The 21,742-nt window shown below is 70.1% G+C and carries 17 protein-coding genes, 1 tRNA gene and 1 riboswitch; of the genes, 3 read left to right on the forward strand and 15 right to left on the reverse strand.

The features are described from left to right. A partial coding sequence (locus ABD378_RS23305; RefSeq protein WP_344523292.1) for a hypothetical protein occupies positions 1-672 on the forward strand: 672 nt, incomplete at its 5' end. 233 nt (positions 673-905) lie between these two features. On the opposite strand, the gene ABD378_RS23310 is transcribed toward ABD378_RS23305, so the two are convergent. Next, positions 906-989 (reverse strand) — tRNA-Leu (locus ABD378_RS23310). Between the two features lie 387 nt (positions 990-1,376). Here ABD378_RS23310 and ABD378_RS23315 point away from each other — a divergent pair. Together ABD378_RS23315 and ABD378_RS23320 are read left to right on the forward strand one after the other, a co-directional pair. Next, on the forward strand, positions 1,377-2,147 hold the full coding sequence (locus ABD378_RS23315; RefSeq protein ID WP_344523294.1) for an ABC transporter ATP-binding protein: 771 nt from the start codon (positions 1,377-1,379) through the stop codon (positions 2,145-2,147). 121 nt (positions 2,148-2,268) lie between these two features. After that, positions 2,269-4,791 (forward strand): ABC transporter permease, encoded by a 2,523-nt coding sequence (locus ABD378_RS23320; protein WP_344523296.1) that lies wholly within the window; start codon positions 2,269-2,271, stop codon positions 4,789-4,791. A 90-nt stretch (positions 4,792-4,881) separates the two neighbouring features. Here the strand turns inward: ABD378_RS23320 and ABD378_RS23325 are convergent, their stop codons facing one another. From ABD378_RS23325 to ABD378_RS23390, 14 genes are all read right to left on the reverse strand, one after another. Further along, positions 4,882-6,186: a class I SAM-dependent methyltransferase gene (locus ABD378_RS23325; protein WP_344523298.1), complete on the reverse strand. Its 1,305-nt coding sequence runs from the start codon at positions 6,184-6,186 to the stop codon at positions 4,882-4,884. A gap of 203 nt (positions 6,187-6,389) precedes the next feature. Further along, positions 6,390-7,793 carry an NAD(P)/FAD-dependent oxidoreductase gene (locus ABD378_RS23330; RefSeq protein WP_344523300.1) on the reverse strand — a complete coding sequence of 468 codons (1,404 nt, stop codon included), beginning with the start codon at positions 7,791-7,793 and terminating at the stop codon, positions 6,390-6,392. A 398-nt stretch (positions 7,794-8,191) separates the two neighbouring features. Further along, the gene (locus ABD378_RS23335; RefSeq protein ID WP_344523302.1) at positions 8,192-9,118 is read right to left on the reverse strand and encodes a Ppx/GppA phosphatase family protein; all 927 of its coding nucleotides are present in this window, start codon (positions 9,116-9,118) and stop codon (positions 8,192-8,194) included. After that, positions 9,115-9,651: a DUF501 domain-containing protein gene (locus ABD378_RS23340; RefSeq protein WP_344523304.1), complete on the reverse strand. Its 537-nt coding sequence runs from the start codon at positions 9,649-9,651 to the stop codon at positions 9,115-9,117. Before ABD378_RS23340 ends, ABD378_RS23335 begins: the two co-directional genes overlap by 4 nt. 71 nt (positions 9,652-9,722) lie before the next feature. Then, a complete protein-coding gene (locus tag ABD378_RS23345; RefSeq protein WP_344523306.1) occupies positions 9,723-10,202 on the reverse strand; it encodes an FtsB family cell division protein in 480 nt (159 codons plus the stop codon). 101 nt (positions 10,203-10,303) lie between these two features. Further along, positions 10,304-11,590 carry a phosphopyruvate hydratase gene (gene eno / locus ABD378_RS23350; protein ID WP_344523308.1) on the reverse strand — a complete coding sequence of 429 codons (1,287 nt, stop codon included), beginning with the start codon at positions 11,588-11,590 and terminating at the stop codon, positions 10,304-10,306. A 334-nt stretch (positions 11,591-11,924) separates the two neighbouring features. After that, positions 11,925-12,632, reverse strand: coding sequence for a transglycosylase family protein (locus tag ABD378_RS23355; protein WP_344523310.1), 708 nt, complete (start codon positions 12,630-12,632; stop codon positions 11,925-11,927). A gap of 3 nt (positions 12,633-12,635) precedes the next feature. Beyond that, positions 12,636-12,825, reverse strand: a riboswitch (cyclic di-AMP (ydaO/yuaA leader). 182 nt (positions 12,826-13,007) lie between these two features. Next, positions 13,008-14,012 (reverse strand): transglycosylase family protein, encoded by a 1,005-nt coding sequence (locus ABD378_RS23360; protein ID WP_344523312.1) that lies wholly within the window; start codon positions 14,010-14,012, stop codon positions 13,008-13,010. 136 nt (positions 14,013-14,148) lie between these two features. Beyond that, the gene (locus tag ABD378_RS23365) at positions 14,149-15,492 is read right to left on the reverse strand and encodes a cytochrome P450 family protein (protein WP_344523314.1); all 1,344 of its coding nucleotides are present in this window, start codon (positions 15,490-15,492) and stop codon (positions 14,149-14,151) included. Positions 15,493-15,766: 274 nt separating this feature from the next. Next, the gene (locus tag ABD378_RS23370) at positions 15,767-16,747 is read right to left on the reverse strand and encodes a nucleoside triphosphate pyrophosphohydrolase (protein WP_344523316.1); all 981 of its coding nucleotides are present in this window, start codon (positions 16,745-16,747) and stop codon (positions 15,767-15,769) included. 46 nt (positions 16,748-16,793) lie between these two features. Next, entirely contained in the window at positions 16,794-17,462 is a 669-nt protein-coding gene (locus tag ABD378_RS23375; RefSeq protein ID WP_344523318.1) for a SurA N-terminal domain-containing protein, read from the reverse strand. Positions 17,463-17,609: 147 nt separating this feature from the next. Then, complete coding sequence (locus ABD378_RS23380) at positions 17,610-19,097, reverse strand: serine/threonine-protein kinase (protein ID WP_386546775.1); 1,488 nt, start codon at positions 19,095-19,097, stop codon at positions 17,610-17,612. 83 nt (positions 19,098-19,180) lie between these two features. Next, complete coding sequence (locus ABD378_RS23385) at positions 19,181-19,747, reverse strand: hypothetical protein (protein WP_344523320.1); 567 nt, start codon at positions 19,745-19,747, stop codon at positions 19,181-19,183. 206 nt (positions 19,748-19,953) lie between these two features. Next, a partial coding sequence (locus tag ABD378_RS23390) for an HsdM family class I SAM-dependent methyltransferase (RefSeq protein WP_344523322.1) occupies positions 19,954-21,742 on the reverse strand: 1,789 nt, incomplete at its 5' end.

Raw genomic sequence — 21,742 nt, forward strand, 5'->3', positions numbered from 1 at the left:
GACGCACTCGACGGCGTACCCGAGGATCTGGTCAACGACCTGACGGGGCTGCCGCCCGTCGAGAAGGTGGTCGGGGAGGTACTGCTCACGCAGGCGGAGTCCGCTCCCGGGGCGGACCCGGAAGCCTCGGAGGACCAATCGGAGGACCAGGAGGACCCGCCCCGCGGGCGCCGGCGCGCACGGCTGAGCGCCGTCCTTGCCCTGCTGACCGTGGCGGGCCTCGTCGCGGTCGCGGTGCTCGGGTGGCAGTACCGGGACGGCCGCCAGGTCGAGGCGGCGCGGGCGCAGGCCCTCGCGGCCGCGCAGAAGGCGGCGCCCCTCGTCCTGTCGTACGACCACCGGCATCTGGACCGGGATTTCGCCGCGGCGCGCGACCGGCTCACGGGCTCCTTCCGCGAGGAGTACGGCAGGACGACCAAGGCGGTGGTCGCGCCGACCGCGAAGAAGTACAAGGGGGTGGTGAAGGCCTCCGTGGTCACGCCGCCCGACGGCGGTGCCCCGGCGGCCTCGGTGGCGTCGGCGTCGGCGGACAGCGCCGTTGTGGTGCTCTTCGTCAACCAGGTCACCAAGAGCACTCAGGTCTCCGGCTCGCGCGTGGATCTGAACCGGGTCCGGATGACCCTCACGCGTACGACGGACGGCTGGAAGGTGAGCGCCGTCGACGCGCTGTGAGCTGCCCGGTGACGAGGACTCCCGCGACGGCCGGCGACCCGGTGGGCAACACCGTTGCGAGGCGCTTGAAATGACGTGCCATCAGACCCACACCCCCATGGTTGAATACCGAACAGCCGAACCGGTCAGATCCGGCTGATCTTCAGCCTGGGGTCCTGGATGATCTTGGAGCGAGCGGACGGACGGGGCGGTCACGAACCGCCCGCAAGTGCCCCACAAGGGGGCAGTGAAGGTGCCCGGAGCCGGACTTGAACCGGCACGCCCCGCTAGGGGCAGCGAGGTTTAAGCTCGCCGTGTCTGCATTCCACCATCCGGGCAGGCCATGGGCTCCGCATCAAGTGATTCGACCCTATCGGGAGGCGTCCCCCGAACAGCGGAACAACAGCCCGATGTTGTCTTATTTTATTGACGTCTGAGGGTGCATCAGCCCCCGGTACAGCCCATCGGTACATGCCGCAGGCCCTTCCACCGCTGTGCGGCCTCCGGTACGGAATGACGGAAATTGGCTGCCGCGGGAACGTCCGCGGGTCACTGGCGGGTGGTACCCGTCTCAGGGGTCGGTGTCATCCCCAGGTATGACACCGGCGCCCGGGGTCCGACTGCAGAGGGCCCCCGGAACCAGAACAACGGCTGACTACGCGGCGCGGATCCACAAGGACTATGGAGTACGTCCCCACTCGTCGTCCCGACAGGAGCACCACCCCGTGACCACCACTCCCTTCGCCGCCCGCAGCACCGCAGTGGCCGCGCGCGCCACGGACCTTTCCAAGGTGTACGGCCAGGGCGAGACCCAGGTGGTCGCCCTGGACCATGTCTCCGTCGACTTCCGGCAGGGCGAGTTCACCGCGATCATGGGCCCCTCCGGCTCCGGCAAGTCGACCCTGATGCACTGCGTCGCGGGGCTCGACAGCTTCAGCGGGGGCTCCGTGCGGATCGGCGAGACCGAGCTGTCCACCCTCAAGGACAAGCAGCTCACCAAGCTCCGCCGGGACAAGATCGGCTTCATCTTCCAGGCCTTCAACCTCCTTCCGACGCTGACGGCCCTGGAGAACATCACGCTGCCGATGGACATCGCGGGCCGCAAGCCCGACAAGCAGTGGCTGGAGCAGGTCATCTCCATGGTCGGCCTGGCCGGGCGGCTGAGCCACCGGCCCACCGAGCTCTCCGGCGGCCAGCAGCAGCGCGTCGCCGTGGCCCGCGCGCTGGCCTCGCAGCCCGACATCATCTTCGGCGACGAGCCGACCGGAAACCTGGACTCGCGCTCGGGCGCGGAGGTCCTCGGGTTCCTGCGTAACTCCGTACGGGAGCTGGGGCAGACGGTCGTCATGGTCACGCATGACCCGGTGGCGGCGGCGTACGCGGATCGCGTGATCTTCCTGGCCGACGGGCGGATCGTCGACGAGATGCTCTCGCCGACGGCCGACGGTGTCCTTGACCGGATGAAGGACTTCGACGCCAAGGGACGGACCAGCTAAGCGCCGTGCGACGTTCGTAGGCGCTGCCTGCGAGTACGTCGTGGCTGGTCGCGCAGTTCCCCGCGCCCCTTCGGGGGCGCCACCTCGGGCCCCACCCTCTCTTCCACCAGGACTCACACCCATGTTCCGTTCCGCCCTGCGCAACGTGCTCGCGCACAAGGCCAGGCTGTTGATGACCGTGCTCGCCGTCATGCTCGGCGTCGCCTTCGTCTCCGGCACCCTGGTCTTCACCGACACCTTCGGCAACGCCTACAAGAACAAGTCGGCGAAGAGCTTCGGCCACGTCTCCGTCGCCATCCAGGGCGACGGCTCCTCCTACAGCGGCGAGGACAGCGGTGAGGCCAAGAAGCCGCCGCGCCTGACCGACGCCTTCCTGAAGAAGACGCAGAGCCTGCCCGGCGCCGACTCGGCGATAGGGACCGTCTCCGGGTTCACCGCGCTCGCCGACAAGGACGGCAAGCTGGTCGGCGGCGAGTGGGGCACCACCGGCGCCAACTACTTCCCGGGCAAGGGCGGCAAGGACCCGCGCTACGACTTCACCAAGGGCGCCGCCCCGAAGTCCGCCGGTGACCTCGCGCTCGACTCCCGCACCGCCGAGCGCACCGGCTACAAGGTCGGCGACACGGTCCGCTACTCCACCGACGGCCCCGTGAAGAAGGCGAAGATCAGCGGCGTCTTCGACACCGAGGACGGCAGCGTCCTCGCGGGCGGCAGCCTGGTCGTGTTCGACGACGACACCGCGCGCACCGTCCTCGGCAAGACCGAGTACGACGAGATCGACGTGAAGGCCGCCGCGGGCACCTCCGACACGGCGCTGAAGAGCTCCGTCGAGAAGATCCTGCCGAAGGACACGGACGCCGTCACCGGCGCCCAGCTCTCCGACGACCAGGAGAGGATGATCGAGCAGAGCACCAGCTCGATGAGCCAGGTCCTGCTGATCTTCGCGGGTATCGCGCTCTTCGTCGGCATCTTCATCATCGCCAACACCTTCACCATGCTGGTCGCCCAGCGCACCAAGGAACTGGCCCTGATGCGGGCCGTCGGCGCCTCGCGCCGTCAGGTGACGCGCTCCGTGCTCATCGAGGCGTTCCTGGTGGGCCTGGTGGCCGCCGTGACCGGCTTCGCGCTCGGCATCGGCGTGGCCGTGGGCCTGGAGTCCCTGATGAACTCCGCGGGCGCCTCGCTGCCCGACGGGCCGCTCGTCATCGCCCCGACCACGATCGTCGTCGCCCTGATCATCGGCGTGGTCGTGACCATGCTGGCCGCCTGGCTGCCGGGCCGCCGCGCCGCGAAGATCCCGCCGGTCGCCGCGATGAACAGCGTCCACGCGACGCCGACCACGCGTGGCCTCGTCGTCCGCAACACCATCGGCTCGATCATCGTCGCCGTCGGCACGGTCATGATGTTCATGGACGACAACTACGTGATGTCCGCCGGCGCCGCGACCATCCTCGTCGGCGTCATCGTCCTCACACCGCTCCTGTCGCGCCCCTTCATCGCCGCCTCGGCCCCGCTCCTGAAGCCGTTCGGCGTCCCGGGCAAGCTGTCCCGGCTCAACTCGGTGCGCAACCCGCGCCGCACGGCCTCCACCGCCGCGGCGCTGATGATCGGCCTGACCCTCATCACGGCGATGACCGTGGTCGCGACCTCCATGGGCAGCGCCATCAACAAGATGGCCGCGGGCTCCCTGAAGGCCGACTACACCGTCTCCATGGCGAACTACCAGGCGCTGACCCCCGAGGTCCGCGAGAAGCTGGACAAGCTCCCCGACGTCGAGGCGAGCAGCCCGCTGCGCACGGCCTACGGCGAGGTGGACGGCTCGTACAGCCAGGTCTCCGGCGTCGACGAGAAGGCCTTCGGCAAGCTGGTGAGCCTGGACTTCACCAGTGGCTCGCTCGCGGGTCTGAAGGGCGACTCCACGCTGGTGGACAAGAAGACCGCGGACAAGAAGGGCCTCAAGACGGGCGACACCGTCCCGGTGAAGTTCGACGACGACAAGACGGCCAAGCTGAAGATCGCCGGCATCTACGAGCAGAACGAGATGATCGACGGTCTGTTCACGCCGCTCGCCGTGGTCGACCCGCACATGTCCAAGATCACCGACCAGCAGGTCCTGGTGAAGATGGAGGGCGGCACCTCCGACAAGGCCGAGGACTCCATCGTCAAGGCCCTCGGCGACAACCCGGCCCTGAAGATCCAGGACAAGGACGCGATCAGCAACGAGATCGGTGGCGCGATCAACATGATGCTGAACATGCTCTACGGCCTCCTGGCGATGGCCATCCTGATCGCGGTGCTCGGTGTCATCAACACCCTGGCCATGTCGGTCTTCGAGCGGAAGCACGAGATCGGCATGTTGCGGGCCATCGGCCTCGACCGCGCGAAGGTCAAGCAGATGGTGCGCCTTGAGGCGGTCATCATCTCCCTGTTCGGCGCGGTGCTCGGCATCGGCCTCGGCCTGTTCATGGGCTGGGTCGCGGGCAACAGCATCGCCGGCTCGGTGAAGACGTACAGCATGGAGATCCCGCTCGGCCGTATCGCGGTCTTCCTCTGCATCGCGGGCCTGGTCGGCGTCCTCGCGGCGATGTGGCCGGCCCGCAGCGCGGCCAAGCTGAACCCGCTGATGGCGATCAAGAGCGAGTAGCACCTGGCGGTACGCACATCGGGGCCCCGGACGCACAAGCCGTCCGGGGCCCCACTCGTGTGCTGCCTACTGCCCCGCCTCCTGTCCCGCCTACCGCCAGTCGCGGGCCCGCAGCGGCATCCCGGAGGTGCCGACCTCCGGGGTCTTCACCGCCAGGACCTGGTTGACGCCGATGTGGTTGCGCTCGAAGGCGAGCGCGGACGCCGCCATGTAGAGGCGCCAGATGCGGGCGCGGCCCGGCGACGTGAGCCGCTGGCCCTCCTTCCAGTGGGCCTCCAGGTTGGCGACCCAGCGGCGCAGCGTGAGGGCGTAGTGCTCCCGGATCGCCTCCACGTCGCGCACCTCGAAACCGGCGCGCTCCAGGAGCCCGACGGTGGACCCCACGGGAGCGAGCTCGCCGCCGGGGAAGACATAGGCGTCGATGAAGGCGTCCACCTCGTACGTCGACTCGTCGGCCTGCGGCCGGCGCGCGATCTGGTGGTTGAGGAGCCGCCCGCCCGGCTTGAGTAGGGCGTGCAGGTCGTGCGCGTACTCCAAGTACCGCTCGGCGCCGACGTGTTCGGCCATACCGATGGAGGAGATCGCGTCGTACGGACCGTCACGCACGTCGCGGTAGTCCTGGACGCGGATCTCGATCCGGTCCATCAGACCCTCCTCCGCGATGCGCTTCCTGCCGTACGCGGCCTGCTCCTGGGAGAGCGTGACGCCCACGACGGTGACGCCGTGCTCGCGCGCCGCGTGGATCGCCATGGAGCCCCAGCCGCAGCCGACGTCGAGCAGCCGCATGCCGGGCTTCAGGTCGAGCTTGCGGGCGATGAGCTCCAGCTTGTCGCGCTGGGCGGTTTCGAGGGTGGAGGGTGCCTCTTCATCGGCCCCCCAGTATGCGCACGAGTAGACCATCGAGGGGCCGAGCACCAGCTCGTAGAAGTCGTTGCCGACGTCGTAGTGGTGGCTGATGGCCTGCCGGTCGCTGCCCTTGGTGTGCAGGTGGAGGGTACGGCGTCTGCGCATCTCCTCCGGCGGCGGGGAAGGCGGCAGGAACGGCGCGGCGAAGCCGACCAGGGTGCGGGCGGCGGCGCGGAACTCCGGGTCGCGCAGGGACTCCCTGAGGCCCTTGGCATCCTCGTCGCGCTCCCAGATGAACTCGGCAAGCTCGTCGAGCGCGGCATACAGGTCGCCCTCGACGTCCAGGTCCCCGGCCACCCAGGCGCGGGCCAGACCCAGTTCGCCCGGCTTCCACATGAGACGGCGCAGGGCACGGCGGTTGCGCACGACGAGGGTCGGACCACCCGGCGGGCCTGCTTCCGAGCCGTCCCAGGCACGAATACGTACGGGGAGCGGGGCCCCCAGCAGTTGTTCGGCAAGGCTCTTCAGCCGCAGTGCGGCGTCTGGCATGGTGCACACCTCCGTGATTCGGGATATCCCGGATAGGTTCAACACCACGTAAACACCAACCGGGCGCTCCCGCAGTCCCGTTGCAGCGTCACGGATCGGCAAAATACATGTAGACGCCATGTAAAGAGCCCCGGAAAACCCGAAGGGGCCGCCCGCACCACGGATGGCGGGCGGCCCCTTCGGGTCTGTTCAGCGACCGGAGGTCAGGAGGCCTTGGCCTTCTCCTCGGACCCGGCGGCGACCGGCTCGGCCTTGGCCGCGGCGGGCTTCGGCGCGGGCTTGGCGGCCTCGTAGAACTCCTCGCGAGGAGTCTCCATGGCGCCCAGCGAGACGACCTCACGCTTGAGGAACACCGCGAGCGTCCAGTCGGCGAAGACGCGGATCTTGCGGTTGAACGTCGGCATCGCCATGCCGTGGTACGCGCGGTGCATGTACCAGGCCAGACGGCCCTTGAGCTTGATCTTCACCTTGCCCATGACGATCATCGCGACGCCCTTGTGCAGGCCGAGACCGGCGACCGCACCCTTGTTGGCGTGGCTGTACTCCTTCTGCGGGAAGCCCCGCATGCCGGAGATCACGTTGTCGCCGAGGACCTTGGCCTGACGCAGCGCGTGCTGGGCGTTCGGCGGGCACCAGGCGTTCTCGTTGCCGGCCTTGCGGCCGACCATGTCCGGCACCTGGGCGTTGTCGCCCGCGGCCCAGATGTAGTCGGTGCCCTGGACCTGGAGGGTCGTCTGGGTGTCGACGTGGCCACGGGGGCCGAGCGGCAGACCGAAGCGGGCGAGCGCCGGGTTCGGCTTGACGCCTGCGGTCCACACGATGGTGCTGGAGTCGACCTCGAGGCCGTTGTTGAGCACCACGTGGCCGTCCACGCAGGAGTCCATGCCGGTCTTGAGGTAGACCTCGACACCGCGGCCCTCGAGGTGCTCCTTGCCGTACTGGCCGAGCTTCGGGCCGACCTCGGGGAGGATCTTGTCCGCGACGTCGACGAGCACGAAGCGCATGTCCTCGCGCTTCACGTTGTTGTAGTACTTGGCCGCGTCGCGGGCCATGTCCTCGACCTCACCGATGGTCTCCGCACCCGCGAAGCCACCGCCGACGAAGACGAAGGTCAGCGCCTTGCGGCGGACGTCCTCGTCCGTCGTGGAGTCAGCCTTGTCCAGCTGCTCGAGGACGTGGTTGCGCAGGCCGATGGCCTCCTCGATGCCCTTCATGCCGATGCCCTGCTCGGCGAGGCCGGGGATCGGGAAGGTGCGGGAGACCGCGCCCATCGCGATGACCAGGTAGTCGAAAGGCAGCTCGTACGCCTCGCCCACGAGGGGGGCGATCGTCGCGACCTTGCGGTCCTGGTCGATGGTGGTGACCCGGCCGGTCAGAACTTCCGCCTTGGGCAGCACGCGTCGCAGCGGGACGACGACATGCCGAGGCGAAATGCTGCCGGCTGCGGCTTCGGGGAGGAAGGGCTGGTAGGTCATGTACGACCGGGGGTCGACGACCGTGACGGTCGCCTCTCCGTAGCGCATCTTCTTGAGGATGCGCCGAGCTGCGTACAGGCCTACGTACCCACCGCCTACTACGAGGATCCTGGGACGCTCCGTGGTGCTCATGCCATCGAGTATCCACCTGCCCGACGGGGGTCGCTCGTGCGCCCCTTCACAAGCATGGGTACACCCTCTGCTACACTTCGCCGCCCACGTGACGCAGGCCATAGCGCCCCAGGGGAACCACGCGCCTACCCGAGACGTTGTGCACCCCTTGTGAGCTGCCGCTCTGGCCTCCCGGGCGCAGTGGACCACCCGACCCGTCCACGCCCCGGACACCCTCACGAACCTTCACTGTCATGGGTCGCGGGGCGCTCTGGGATCACTTTTAGGGGTCCAGAACCCCTGAACATCGTCCAACCGAGCCGATTTCCTTGTGAAGAACTTCACGAAGTTTCCCGACGGCATGTCGCCGCCGGGCCCTTCGAGCCCCTCAACAGCCGCTCAGACGCTGTTTGACGCGCTCAGGCGATCGACCAGCCGATGCCGTCGAGGATGTCGTGCTCGCTGACGACGACCTCCCGGGCCCCGGTCCGATCCATGATCGACAGGAGTACGAGCGCGCCCGACACGATGACGTCCACGCGCCCCGGGTGCATCACCGGGATCGCGGCGCGCTCGTCGTGCGTGGACCGCGCCAGGCGTCCGACGATCTCGCTGACCTGTTCGTAGGAGATCCGGGAGTGGTGGATCGCCGCGGAGTCGTACGCGTCGAGGCCGAGCGCGATGGCGGCCACTGTCGTCACGGACCCCGCGAGCCCCACCAGGGTGCCCGCCTCACGGATCGGCACCGTCTGCTCGGCGAGGTCGAGCGCGGCCTCGATGTCGGCGCGGACGGCGTCGAGTTCGGCGGGCGCGGGCGGGTCGGTGCGGATGTGCCGCTCCGTGAGGCGCACGCAGCCGATGTCGACGGAGCGGGCGGCACGGACGTGGTCGTCGCCGACGACGAACTCCGTGGAGCCGCCGCCGATGTCGACGACGAGATAGGGCTTGGCGAGGTGGTCGCTCCCCGCCAGCTCCTTCGTCGCCCCCGTGAAGGAGAACTCGGCCTCCTGGTCACCGCTGATGACCTCCGGCTCGACGCCGAGGATGTCCAGGACGCCGCGTACGAAGTCGTCGCGGTTCTCGGCGTCGCGGGAAGCGGACGTCGCCACGAAGCGGAGGCGTTCCGCGCCGTGGGACTTGATGGCATCGGCGTACTCGCGGCAGGCCGCGAAGGTGCGGTCGAGTGCCTCGGGCGCGAGCCTGCCCGTCTTGTCCACGCCCTGGCCCAGGCGGACGATCGTCATCCTGCGGTCCAGGTCGACCAGTTCGCCGGTCGCGGGGTCGGCGTCCGCCACCAGGAGGCGGATCGAATTGGTGCCGCAGTCGATGGCGGCCACGCGGGTCACTTGGCGGGCTCCTGATCGGCGCACGGCACGACGCACGGTCCCTTGGCCCACCACTCCGGGAGCATCGCGATGGCCTCGTCACCGAGGGGGTTCACACCAGGGCCCGCGGCCAGCGAGTGGCCGACCAGGACGTGCAGGCACTTCACACGGTCGGGCATGCCGCCCGCGCTCGGGAAGCCCTCCAGGACCTCGATGGCGTCACGGCGCGCGATGTAGTCCTCGTGCGCCGCGCGGTACGCCGCGGCCAGCTCGGGGTCCGTCTTCAGCCGCTCCGACATCTCCTTCATGACGCCGTTGGCCTCAAGCGTGCCGATCGCGGAGGCGGCCCGCGGGCACGTCAGGTAGTACGTCGTCGGGAACGGCGTCCCGTCCGGAAGGCGCGGCGCCGTCTCGACGACGTCCGGCTGCCCGCACGGGCAGCGGTGGGCGATGGCCCGCAGGCCGCGCGGCGGACGGCCGAGCTGCTGCTTGAAGGCCTCGACGTCGGCGTCGGTGGGCTCGGTGCGCGGGGTGGTCGGCGGGGGCGTTTCCATGCCTGTCTTTCGATCGGTTCCGTAGAAGTTCTGCTGGGCTCGGACGTCAGAGGTCAGAGGTTCTGTCGAGCTCAGTCGTCGTCCGGGCGGTCGGCCTTGTCGACGCCGTCCCAGACGTTCGAGTACCAGGGCCTGGCGGCCGCCCCCTGGTCGGTGCGCTGCTTCTTCGCCGCCTCGGGGTCGATCACCGTGTAGCCGGTCTCGCCCGGCATCACATAGTGCAGCCGGTCCCGGATGCGCTGCTCCGCGTACGAGTCGTCCCGCCAGCGGGCCTTCTCGTCCCGCAGCTTCTCGACGTTCGCGCGGCGCTCGGCCTGCTCCTGACGCTGCTCGGCGATCTCCGCGCGCTGGGAGACGTACTGCCTTATCGGGTAGGCGAGCGCGACGACCAAGGAGCAGAGCACGAGCGCGAGGAGCGCGGCGCGTCCCGTGAGCCGGGAGCGGCGCGCCTGACGCTTGGTCTGCGAGCGGTAGACACGCTCCGCGGTCTGCTCGCCGAGCAGCCGCAGCCTGGTCGCGGTGGAGAACCGGTCGCGGTCCTTCACGGCCATGTGTGCCGCCTCCCCGATACGTACGTACGTCCCCGCACACGGTACGGGACCGAGTACGGGGACGTAGGTAACTGCTCAGCGGAGCCGAGGCCCGGCGGCGATCAGCCCTTGAAGCGGGGGAACGCCGAACGGCCGGCGTAGACCGCGGCGTCGTCGAGGATCTCCTCGATGCGCAGGAGCTGGTTGTACTTGGCGACGCGCTCGGAGCGGGCCGGGGCGCCGGTCTTGATCTGGCCGCAGTTGGTGGCGACGGCGAGGTCGGCGATGGTGACGTCCTCGGTCTCACCGGAGCGGTGCGACATCATGCACTTGAAGCCGTTGCGCTGGGCCATCTCGACGGCGTCGAGGGTCTCGGTCAGCGAACCGATCTGGTTGACCTTCACCAGAAGGGCGTTGGCCGACTTCTCCTCGATGCCACGGGCCAGGCGCTCCGGGTTGGTGACGAACAGGTCGTCGCCCACGAGCTGGACCTTCTCGCCGAGCTTCTCGGTGATGGCGTTCCAGCCGGCCCAGTCGTCCTCGAACAGCGGGTCCTCGATGGAGACGAGGGGGTACGAGGCGACGAGCTCCTCGTAGTACTCGGTCATCTCGGCGGCCGAGCGGGACTTGCCCTCGAACTCGTACTTGCCGTCCTTGTAGAACTCGGACGCGGCGACGTCGAGCGCGAGCGCGATCTGCTCGCCGGGGACGTAACCGGCCTGCTTGACGGCCTCGAGGATGAGGTCGAGCGCGGCGCGGTTGGAGTCCAGGTTCGGGGCGAAGCCGCCCTCGTCGCCCAGGCCGGTGGAGAGGCCCTTGTCCTTCAGGACCTTCTTCAGCGTGTGGTAGACCTCGGTGCCCCAGCGCAGGGCCTCGGAGAACGACTCGGCGCCGATCGGCGCGATCATGAACTCCTGGATGTCGACGTTCGAGTCGGCGTGCGACCCGCCGTTCAGGATGTTCATCATCGGAACGGGCAGCAGGTGCGCGTTCGGGCCGCCGAGGTAGCGGAAGAGCGGCAGGTCGGAGGCCTCCGACGCGGCGTGCGCGACGGCGAGCGAGACGCCGAGGATGGCGTTGGCGCCGAGCGAGCCCTTGTTGTCGGTGGCGTCGAGGTCGAACATCGCCTGGTCGATCAGGCGCTGCTCGGTCGCGTCGTACCCGACGAGCTCCGGGCCGATCTGCTCGATGACGGCGAGGACGGCCTTCTCCACGCCCTTGCCCTGGTAACGGTTGGGGTCACCGTCACGGAGTTCGATGGCCTCGAAAGCACCGGTGGACGCACCGGACGGAACGGCGGCACGACCCGTGCTGCCGTCGTCGAGGCCGACCTCGACCTCGACCGTGGGGTTGCCTCGGGAGTCCAGGATTTCCCGGGCTACGACGACGTCGATGGACGGCACGAGCATCTCCTTCTGGGATGTGACGCGGGTACGCGGGGCGTTGGCCTCGCGGACACGAGCCTAACCGGCTCCCGGGCAAGAGCCAGCCGAGCGACCGCCCTGTGGACAAACCGAGAGCAAAAAGTTTCCGAACGGAACAAAAAACATGGAGGGGCAGCGGCGGGGCAGTGGCGGGGCAAAAGAACCCCGCCCCGGTGCGTACGGGGGATACGCGCACCGGGGCGGGGAGGGCAGCGCCCGAAGGGGCGCGGGGCTGTTACATATGCGGCTCCGCCGCGTGGGCGCGACAAGCCACGACGCACCCGCAGACGAGCAGGCCCCGCGAGGCGCCCCGCCAGAACTAGCTGAGGTGGAGCTGCTGGCCCGGGTAGATCATGTCGGCGTTGTCGATGATGTCGCCGTTGAGCTTGTACACCTTGTGCCAGCCGCCCTTGACGTCCTTGGCCTCGGCGATCTTGGAGAGGGTGTCACCCTTCTTGACCTTGTACTCGCCGTCGCCCTTCTTGACCTTCTTGCCGGTCGGGGTCTCGACGGTCTTCTTGGACTCGGTCTTCGGGGCGGCCTCGGCCTTCGGAGCGGCCTGCTGCGGCTGCTCGGTCTGGGCGCTGGGCTGGCTCTTGGGCTGCTCCTGGGTCTGCTGCGGGGCGCTCTCCTGCGCACCGCCACCCTCGTAGGAGGCGCTCGAGAGGCCGACGCCGCAGCTCGGCCAGGCACCCTTGCCCTGGCCCGCGAGGACCTTCTCGCCTATCTCGATCTGCTGGGCCTTGGAGGCCTTGTCGGCGGTGGGCGCGTACTTCGTGCCGCCGTACGCGGCCCAGGTGGACGACGAGAACTGCAGGCCGCCCGTGTAGCCGTTGCCGGTGTTGATGGACCAGTTGCCGCCCGACTCGCACTGGGCGACGGCGTCCCACTCGGAGCCGGTCGCGGCGGAGGCCGAGCCGGCCGCCATCAGCGGGGCGGCGACGGCGACACCGGTGACGCCGGCGAGCGTGGCGACGCGGGTGGCCTTGGACGGGCGGCGGTGCTTGCCCTTGCTGGAAAACAGCATGAGTGATCCCCTCACCGACGCCTGCGAGGTGAGCTGTCGGGTTCGGGCCGATGAAGTTGCCCGGCCGCGCTTCCTGAGCGCGACTTAACCCCTAGCCGTTCCCGTCCGTTCTCTGCTCGCTCTCGCGATGCTGAACGGCCGGGCCCGGCGGAAACCTTGGTTCCCCCGCTCCTGCCTACGGCGCTTGCGCGACGACTGTTCCCGAACGGCCAATTGGCAGGACTCGGCGTACCGACCGACGGGGCCCGCTGTGGCGAGCGGTCACGACCGTAGTCATGCCAACGGCCGAATTCCAAAGACGATCAGGGCTTCTGAGACCCATGTCTCACTTGCGCCAATTGGGACATCGAGCGCAAAGCGACTCGCCAACTACCCCTACTTTTCGCCCAAATCGAGGCTCTGACCGGGAAGGATGAGATCGGGGTCGGAGCCGACCGAGTTCTCGTTCTCCTCGTACAGCTCGGCCCACCCGCCCTTCACGTCGAGGTCGTCGGCGATGACCGAGAGGTTGTCTCCGGAGCGGACCGTGTACGTCCCGTCGGAGCCGTCCTTCTGACGCTCGTCGCCACGGGATGCGTGCCGGCCCGAGCCCTCGCGAGAGGTGCCGTCGGACGGCTTGTCGTCCGCGCTGTCACCGCGGTGGCGGCCCTCGCCCTCACCGGCGGAGGGGGTGGGGGTGGCGGAAGTGCCGTCGTCCTGCCCGGACTTGCCCGGGTCGGTCGAGTCGCCGGACTCGCCCGACTCGCCCGAGTTGCCGGACTCGTCGTGATTCTTGTCTCGCGTCTCGTCGTCGGCGTCGGGCTTCTCGGAGGGCTCCTCAGAGGACTTCTCGGAGTCCGATGGCTCCTCCGAAGGCTCAGTGCTGTCCGAGGGATCGGCCGACTCGCTCGGCGACGTGCTCGGCTCGTTCGGCTCACTGGGCTCGGCGGGTTCGGTGGACTCCGACGGCCCATCAGAAGGAATCGTCGTGATCGGAGCGCCCGGGTCGACGTCGGCGTCGGCGCCGTCCTGGGTGAGACCGGCGATCGGCGCGCAGCTCGGCCAGGCATCGGGGCCCTGGTCGTCAAGGACCTGCTCGGCGACGGATATCTGCTGCGAGCGGCTGGCCTGATCGGCGCTCGGCGCGTAGTCGAGGCCGCCGTACTCCTCCCAGACCTGCTGCGAGAACTGGAGCCCGCCGTAGTACCCGTTGCCCGCGTCCGCGCTCCAGGATCCGCCGCTCTCGCACTCCGCGAGCTTGTCCCACGTGGCGGTGTCCGCCGCGCTCGCACTGGTGGCGCCGAGCAGCGGGATGGCGATGGCCGATCCTGCGACTCCTGCCGCGACGATCAGGGCCGGGGCTTGGCGGGGGCGTCGGTGACGACCATTGCCGGAGAGCATGCGGTTGCCTTTCGCGTGACTGGAGCGACGACTGCGGCACGGGATGCCGAGTCGTCGGTGAACGTAGCTGCACTCGAACGCTTGTCACAAGTCGATGCAGCGGAGATCACGTGAAAGTCACAGTCCTGACGGGCCGTCAGCTAAACGTCGTTCCAGGCGCCGAATATTTGCTCTGCTGTGCGGGTGTGAACTCCACGGGCAGCGTGCGGAGTCCGCGCATGATGAGCCCGCCGCGCCATCTCAAATCACCAGGTTCCACCGCGAGCCGCAGGTCAGGGAGGCGCCGCAGAAGAGTCGCGAGGGCGGCCTGGCCTTCGAGCCTGGCGAGCGGTGCGCCGAGACAGTAATGAATGCCATGGCCGTAGCCGAGGTGTTGGTTGTCGCGGCGGGAGAGGTCGAGCGTGTCCGGCCGGTCGAAGCGTTCGGGGTCACGATCAGCGGCGGCGAGGACCACGAGGACGGGGTCGCCGGCGGCGATGTCCTCCCCTCCGATGGTCAGCGGCTCGGTGGCGAACCGCCAGGTGGCGAGTTCGACGGGACCGTCGAAGCGCAGCAGCTCCTCGATGCCGGTCTCCAGGAGCCCGGTGTCGCCGCCGTCCCCGAGGGATTCCTGGAGCCGCTCACGCTGCTCGGGGTGGGTGAGGAGGGCGTACGTGCCGTTCCCGATGAGGTTGACTGTGGTCTCGAAGCCGGCGAAGAGAAGGATGAAGGCCATCGCGGCGGCCTCGTTCTCGGTGAGGTGCTCACCGTGGTCCGAGGCGCGGATCAGCCCGGAGATGAGGTCGTCGCCGGGTTCCAGGCGCTTGCGGTGGATCAGCTCGGCGAGGTACCCGCGCATCTTCTTCACGGACCGGGCTACCCCTCCCCTGGGCCCTCCCCCGTGGCGGATCATCATCCCCGCCCAGTCGCGGAAGTCGTCCTGGTCCTCGCGGGGTACGCCGAGCAGGTCGCAGATGGCGTAGATGGGGAGCGGGAAGGCGAAGTCGTGGATGAGGTCGGCCTCCCCCTTCTCCACGAACTGGTCGATGAGCCGGTCGGTCAACTCCTGCACGCGGGGCGCGAACTCGGCGACGCGGCGGGGCGTGAAGGCCTTGGAGACGAGGCGCCGAAGCCGTGTGTGGTCCGGCGGGTCGATGTTGAGCAGATGCGTCATCAGGTTCGCGCTGCGCTCACCCGGGATGCCGGTCTTGCTCTTCGCGTGCGCGGGCTCGCCGTGATGGGCCGGGTTCTTGCTGAGCCGCTGGTCGGCGAGTGCCTGCTTGGCATCGACGTACCGGGTGACCAGCCAAGCCTCCACGCCACTGGGGAGCCGGGTCTTGTGCACGGGGGCGTGCTCGCGGAGCCAGGCGTAGGCGGGGTAGGGGTCGGTGGCGAACTCCCATGTGAAGAGCTCTGGCCCCTGGGCCTCGGGCGGGGTGGGAGCCCCTGCCGGGCAGGCTGCGGGGGTGTCCCCTGCGGGGGTGGGCGGCTGGTCTTGCATGGGTCGACCGTATCCGGCGGTCTGCGGCGTTCCTCCCCTGGCTGGTTCAGCGCCATGCTGGCCCGAGGCCTTGCGCACCGTCATCACCGGCTCCGCCGAGTTCGTCCTCAAACGCCGGACAGGCTGAAATCCCCAGCCCCAGCCCCACACCACCCCGAAGCCCCGCGCACCCCCATCACCGGCTCCGCCGAGCTCGTCCTCAAACGCCGGACAGGCTGAAATCCCCAGCCCCACACCGCCCCGAAGCCCCGCGCACCGCCGAGGCTGAGATCCCCTAAGCCCCAGGTCCCTCCGCAGCCAGCACCGCATCCCGATAAGCCCGCGCCGCACCCCGCAGCGCCGCCTCCGGATCCACGCCTTCCGCCTCGGCCCGCAGGGCGAGCGCAAGGAGTTCGTAGCCGACGCCCTCCCCGGAGGGGATGGACACCTCAAGGCCTGCCGTCCGCACCCGTGAAGCCAGCTTCGCTGCCAGGGCGAGGCCCGGCTGGCCGAGGGGGATTCCCTCCGTCAGTGATGAGCGCTGCTTCTCCTGCGCCTTCGTGCGGAGCCAGTGCGCCTTCACGTCCTCGGGAGTGTCCGCCGAGTCGTCGCCGAAGATGTGCGGGTGGCGGTGGATCAGTTTCTCGATGATCGTGGCTGCCACGTCGTCCACGGAGAAGGGGGAGTCCTCGTCCTCCTCCGCGATGCGGGCGTGGAAGACCACCTGGAGCAGGACATCGCCCAGCTCCTCCCGCAGTTCCTCCCGGTCGCCGTCCTCGATCGCCTCGACCAGTTCGTACGCCTCCTCGATCCCGTACTTCGCCAGGCCCTTGTGCGTCTGCTGGGAGGACCACGGGCACTCGACCCGGATCCGGTCCATGACCTGGACGAGGTCCAGGAGCCGCGCGCCCGGCAGGTCGTACGACGCCGGGAGCAGTTCCAGGTCCGGCATCGACACGCGGCCCGAGCCCGCGAGCCTCGCAAGGCCGTCCGTCAGGGTCCGGTCGCCCTCGGCCGTGGCGATGATCAGGATGGTGCGGTCGCCCGCGCATGCCGTCACCAGGTCCTGGGCCGTGGGTGATGCCTGGTCCACCCGCACGCCCGCCTCGCGCAGATACGGCAGCTGGGGGTGGGTCGCGTCGGCGCACAGGACCTCGTCGGCCCCGTGCAGGGCCTGCCACGCGGGCCAGGAGAGCAGGCCGGGGGCCACCCGGTGGCTGGTGGTGAGGAGGATGACGCGGCCGGGGGCGTCGGCCGTGGGCGTGGTTTCGTTCACCCGTCGAACGTAACCCACGGCACCGACAGCCCCCTTCCTACGTCCGTTACGCCTGCTTGGGGGCCGCCGCGTCGTCCGCGGACACCTCACGCACCCACGGCGTCTTCGTGTCCGCGCGCTTGCTCTTCTCCACGTCCCACGTGCCGTACCGCGGGTTCAGGTCCACGTCCAGCTTCTTGGAGGCCTTGGAGAGTTCCTTCCAGAAGACCGCCTGACCCTCCGGGGCGTTCATGTCCGCGCCCAGTTTCTTCGCCAGCTTCTGCGCCTCGATCTCCGTACGGAGGCTGTCCTCGAGGCGGGACGGAGCGACGCTGTACTGCTGGAGCCAGCCCTGTTCGAGGGCCTTCTTGCCGCCCGCCTGCTGTTCCAGGCCCGCTCTCATCGTCTGGATGTCGCGGCGCGAGACGTCGACACCGGCGTCGGCCGCGGCCTGGTGCAGGACCTTGTCCAGGACCATCGTGTGCAGCGTGCTGCGGGTGAGGCCGCCGGTCTTGGCGATGGCCTGCTCGTACTGCTGCTCGTCCGGGATCGCGGCGCGTTGCGCGTCGCGCACCTCGTTCACCCGGCCCTCCAGCTGCGAGACCGTGATCCGGTCGTTGCCCACGACGGCCGCGGCGCCCGGATGCGCCTCGCTGCCGCAGGCCGTGAGGAGGGGGGCCGCGGCGATGGCCGCGGTGGAGAGGGCGAGCGCGGTGCGACGACGACGGCGGTGCAAGTGAGCCTCCCGAGGAGATTGTGCGGCGGTGCACAAAGTCTTGCGATGATCGATGTTAGGGAGTGGCCGGTCTCTCGGCCACCTATTCGACCAACGATTCTCGAAGAGTTGGGGCACCGGTCGGGGCACCCTCGCGCCGAGCCGTCACTACCCGCGCACTTGTCCTAGCCACTGCAACGTACGCCGGATCTCCGCGGGGAACGGATGGCCGACGCCGTGCATCCGCTCGGCGTCCAGGAGCAGCCGCGCCAGCGTGTCGTGCGCCGCCACCCGGTCGCCGAGGGCAAGGAGCAAGTGGCCGATGCGGCGGCGGATTTCGAGGGGGCGTTCGCGGTCGTCGGAGGCGTAGCGGTTCTCGTAGTAAGGGAGGAGCGCTCGGTACTCCGCGAGTGCCGCCGCCGGTTCGCCGAGTTGCTCCAGACACTGCGCCGCCTCGTAGCGGAACTGGAGGGAGTGCGGGTCGGCCTGGCCGGACTCGGCGGCACGCTCGTCGGCGAGGCGGCGCAGTTCGGGCAGGGCGCGGCGGTACTGGCCGTCGTCCATCAGCGTCGCCGCGTACTGCTTGCGCAGGGAGCGGACCACCGGGGAGTGCTCGCCGTGCTTGGCGGCGGCCGCGGGCAGGATCGAGCCGAGGATGTCCACGGCCTGTGTGATGCGGCCCTCGCCGAGGAGCCGCTTGACCTCGTCGACCGCGCGGACGACGTCCGTCTGACTGCCGGGGCCGCCGGGGACCTGGCGCTGATCGGGCCGGTCCGGCGGGAGGGCGGGGGCCGACGGCGGGGTCGCGGCGCGGTCGGGCCACGGGGCGTGCGGGCGCAGGAAGGGGCGGGTGGGGTCCAGCGGGCCGCCGGTCGGGATGCCGCGGGCGGGGAGGAGAGGGGCCAGCTCCTCGTATACCTCCTGGGCGCTGCCGTGCCGGTGCTGGGGGTCCTTGGCGAGGAGCCGGAGCACCAGGGCTTCGAGGGCCTCGGGGACCTCGGCACGCAGCCGGCGGACCGGGAGCGGCGGTTCGTAGAGGTGGCGGTGCAGGACGCCGAGGGCGGTGGAGCCGGAGAACGGCACGTCTCCGCTGAGGAGTTCGTGGAGGAGGACGCCCAGGGCGTAGAGGTCGGTGTACGGGCCGACCGCGCCGCCCATCGCCTGCTCGGGGGCCATGTACGCGGGGCTGCCGATGGGTGAACCGGTGTGCGTGAGGCGGGTGGTGTCGGTGTCCATCACCGAGGCGATGCCCAGGTCGAGGATGGAGACCGTGCCGTCCTGTTTGACCATCACGTTCCGCGGCTTGAGGTCGCGGTGCACGATCGGCACGGCATGCACCGCGGAGAGCACGGCGCAGAGTTGGGCCGCGATCGCGACGGCCCACTGCCACGGGTAGGGGTCGTGCTCGGCGAGGTGGTCGCCGAGGTCCGCCCCGTCGACGTACTGCATGACGAGGTAGAGGTCCTCGCCCTCCGTGCCCGCGTCGTGGACGGTGACGAGGCCCGGGTGGTCGACCTGTGCGGTGACGCGGCACTCGCGCACGAAGCGGCGGCGCAGCTCGTCGGCCTCGGCGCCCGCGACCCGGTCGGGGCGAAGGAGCTTGACCGCGACGCGGCGGTCGAGGCGTTGGTCGTACGCCGTCCAGACCTGGCCCATGCCGCCCTGGCCGATGAGCGTGGAGAGTTCGTAGCGCGCTGCGATAACACGGCCGCCACGGCCGCCCGTCACCGGTGACACGGTCAGTTGCCGCCTTCGTGCTTGCGCAGGTAGTCACTGAGCTCGTCGAGCTCCGCCTGTACTTGGTGGATGCGGGCCGGTGCGGGACGCGTGGGCGGGGGCGGCGTCTGCTGGACCGGCGGCTGGTGCAGTTGCGTGGGCTGGAGGTGGACGGGGGCGGGTCCCTGCTGCTGCGGATAGCCGTAGGCGGGCTGCTGGCCTGCGTAGCCCACGTACTGCGGCTGACGGAATCGGCTGAAGTGCCGTATGTCCGCGAACAAGTAGTAGGCGACGGCCGCCACGAGCGTGCTCAGGAGGACCACCATGCCCGCGTTGCCGGGCCCCTGGAACTCCTCGTCGCCCGGGTCGACGCCGACGAGCACGAGGGCCGTCACGTCGAGCGCGGTCACGAGCCCGAAGAGCACCCAGTCGTACGACTTGCGGGTCACGATCGCGAGCCGCAGCATCGGCGCCCAGGCGAGCAGGCCGCACGTCACGACGGCGAGGACCACGAACAGCACGCGCAGCGTCACATGAGTGCCGCCGGAGGTCGGCGGCGGTTGCTGCGGCGCGTAGCCGTGGCCGTGCATGGCTGCTCCTGGTGCCTGATGCGGCCGTGCGTTCTCCCGGGGGAACGCACGGCCGAAAGTCGAAATACGAACGGGTGCGGATTCGAGCGTATAGGCCGACAAGGAGAAGCGGTCCCGGGTTGTACCGAACCGTTGCCGTACTGGTCACGTCCCGATCGCGAGCCGATCCGTCACCCGGTCGTCACCCCGACCGGAACCCGGTCCGCTCATTCCGGCGGAAGCGTGCCGTCCGTCAGTCCGTCGTGCAGGCCCCGCACCAACTGCTCGCCCAGCCTGCCCGCGAGACGCAGGGTGTCCTCGAAGGCGGCGAGTGCGCGGAACCGCTCTCCGTAGCCGCGCTGTCCGTCCAGGGGCAGGCGCGGCAGCCGGAGCCGTCGGACGTCGAGCCGGGCGGCGGTGGACGCGTAGCTGCTCGCCTGGCGGTTGTTGGCGGTGCCGCGCAGGAAGCCGGCGAGGAACCACGGGTCAAGGGCGGCCGGGTCGGGGCGCAGGAGGGTGAGACCCCGGCCGAGGGCGGCGCCCGCCGAGGCCTCGTCGATGACGCGGGCGGCGGTTCCGCCGCCGGAGACGGGGATGACGACATCGCCGGGCCGGGTCACTACGGAGTCGCCCGTTTCGCCGACGGCACTCTCCTGTAGTGGGGCGACCAGCGGGTCGACAGTCCCGGAGGGTTCCGTTCCGGCGAGCACGTCGTGCTCGGTGAGGACCCGCGTGACACCGGGCGCCGACACCCCAGAGCCCGTTCCCGTACGCAGCAACAGCGCGCCCGAGCGGGCGAGTTCGCCCACGGTGGTGACCGGCAGGCGGACCGCGTCGCCGGGTTCCGCGGGCGGCGGCATGAGGTCGGCCGTGCGCCGCACCGCGTCCCCGAGGCGTTCACGGACGGCCGTCAGCTCCGCTGCCCCGCCGCGCGCGGCCGGTGGCGGCAGGCGTCGTGCCGGTGCCAGGTCGACCTCGTCGTCGAGGAGTTCGAGCACCGGCACGCAGCGGGCGAGCCCCGGCCGTTCGTCGACCGTCCCGTGCCGGTCGAAGCGCCGCCAGACGTCGAGGACGGCGTCCTGTACCGGCGGCCACGCCTGCCGGTCCCTGCCGTCGGCCGCGGCGAGCCCCGCCGTCTCGACGAGGAGCAGCTCGGGCGAGGCCTGCGCGCCGGGCACCGGCCTCCTCAACACCCATACGTGCAACGGGATGTTGTACGGGGGCGCGGCGCCCGCGGGCAGCGCGATCACTGCGCGCAGGGCGCCACGGCGAAGGAGGTCGGCGCGCACCCGGCGCCCGGAGCGGCGGGACGCGGCGGCGGGCGGCATCAGCAGGACGGCGGTGCCGCCGTCCCGGAGCCGGGCCAACGCGTGCTGGACCCAGGCCAGTTCGGACTCCGTACGGGCCGGGAAGCCGTACTCCCAGCGGGGGTCGTAGGCGAGTTCGTCGTGCCCCCAGTTGCGCTCGTTGAACGGCGGGTGACAGAGCACGGCATCGGCCCTCACCTCGCCGAAGGCGTCGGCGCGCAGGGTGTCGGCGGCGGCGCCGCGCACGGTGGCGTCGGAGTGCAGGGCGAGGCGCAGCGCGGCGAGGGCGGCGAGTTCGGGGGCGCTGTCCTGGCCGTAGAGGCACTGATCCGGTCGCGTCGCGACCGCTCGCAGCAGGGCGCCGGTCCCGCAGGCCGGGTCGAGCACGGTCGGCGCGGCCCCGGCGAGCGCGGCCGTCAGGTCGGCGGGTCCGGCCGGAGTGAGCGTGTACTGCCGGGGGTTGGCGTCGATGTACCGCCCGATCAGGAACTCGTACGTCTGCCGCGCCCCCAGCTCGGCGGCGAGCTCGGCCACGCCGCGCAGGAGCGGGATGGAGGGCAGGAGCTGCGCACCGTCCGGGACAAACACAACCCGCCGGGAACCGCCACCTGCGCCGGGGACGCCGCTTGCGGTGGGGGCCGCGGTCGGCGCGGGGGTCACGGTCGAGGCGGGGGGCGCCGTCGCCGCCCCAAGGCCCGCGCCGCCCGGC

It is taken from the genome of Streptomyces rectiviolaceus, from assembly GCF_039533825.1.
Taxonomy (GTDB): Bacteria; Actinomycetota; Actinomycetes; order Streptomycetales; family Streptomycetaceae; genus Streptomyces; species Streptomyces rectiviolaceus.

What these genes read in the sequence shown, in the direction of transcription:
- ABD378_RS23340 (WP_344523304.1), bottom strand. Translation starts at nt 9,651, where the DNA reads ATGGAAACGCCCCCGCCGACCACCCCGCGCACCGAGCCCACCGACGCC.
- ABD378_RS23365 (WP_344523314.1), bottom strand. Translation starts at nt 15,492, where the DNA reads ATGCAAGACCAGCCGCCCACCCCCGCAGGGGACACCCCCGCAGCCTGC.
- ABD378_RS23380 (WP_386546775.1), bottom strand. Translation starts at nt 19,097, where the DNA reads ATGGGCCAGGTCTGGACGGCGTACGACCAACGCCTCGACCGCCGCGTC.
- ABD378_RS23355 (WP_344523310.1), bottom strand. Translation starts at nt 12,632, where the DNA reads ATGCTGTTTTCCAGCAAGGGCAAGCACCGCCGCCCGTCCAAGGCCACC.
- ABD378_RS23385 (WP_344523320.1), bottom strand. Translation starts at nt 19,747, where the DNA reads ATGCACGGCCACGGCTACGCGCCGCAGCAACCGCCGCCGACCTCCGGC.
- eno (WP_344523308.1), bottom strand. Translation starts at nt 11,590, where the DNA reads ATGCTCGTGCCGTCCATCGACGTCGTCGTAGCCCGGGAAATCCTGGAC.
- ABD378_RS23345 (WP_344523306.1), bottom strand. Translation starts at nt 10,202, where the DNA reads ATGGCCGTGAAGGACCGCGACCGGTTCTCCACCGCGACCAGGCTGCGG.
- ABD378_RS23330 (WP_344523300.1), bottom strand. Translation starts at nt 7,793, where the DNA reads ATGAGCACCACGGAGCGTCCCAGGATCCTCGTAGTAGGCGGTGGGTAC.
- ABD378_RS23325 (WP_344523298.1), bottom strand. Translation starts at nt 6,186, where the DNA reads ATGCCAGACGCCGCACTGCGGCTGAAGAGCCTTGCCGAACAACTGCTG.
- ABD378_RS23320 (WP_344523296.1), top strand. Translation starts at nt 2,269, where the DNA reads ATGTTCCGTTCCGCCCTGCGCAACGTGCTCGCGCACAAGGCCAGGCTG.
- ABD378_RS23360 (WP_344523312.1), bottom strand. Translation starts at nt 14,012, where the DNA reads ATGCTCTCCGGCAATGGTCGTCACCGACGCCCCCGCCAAGCCCCGGCC.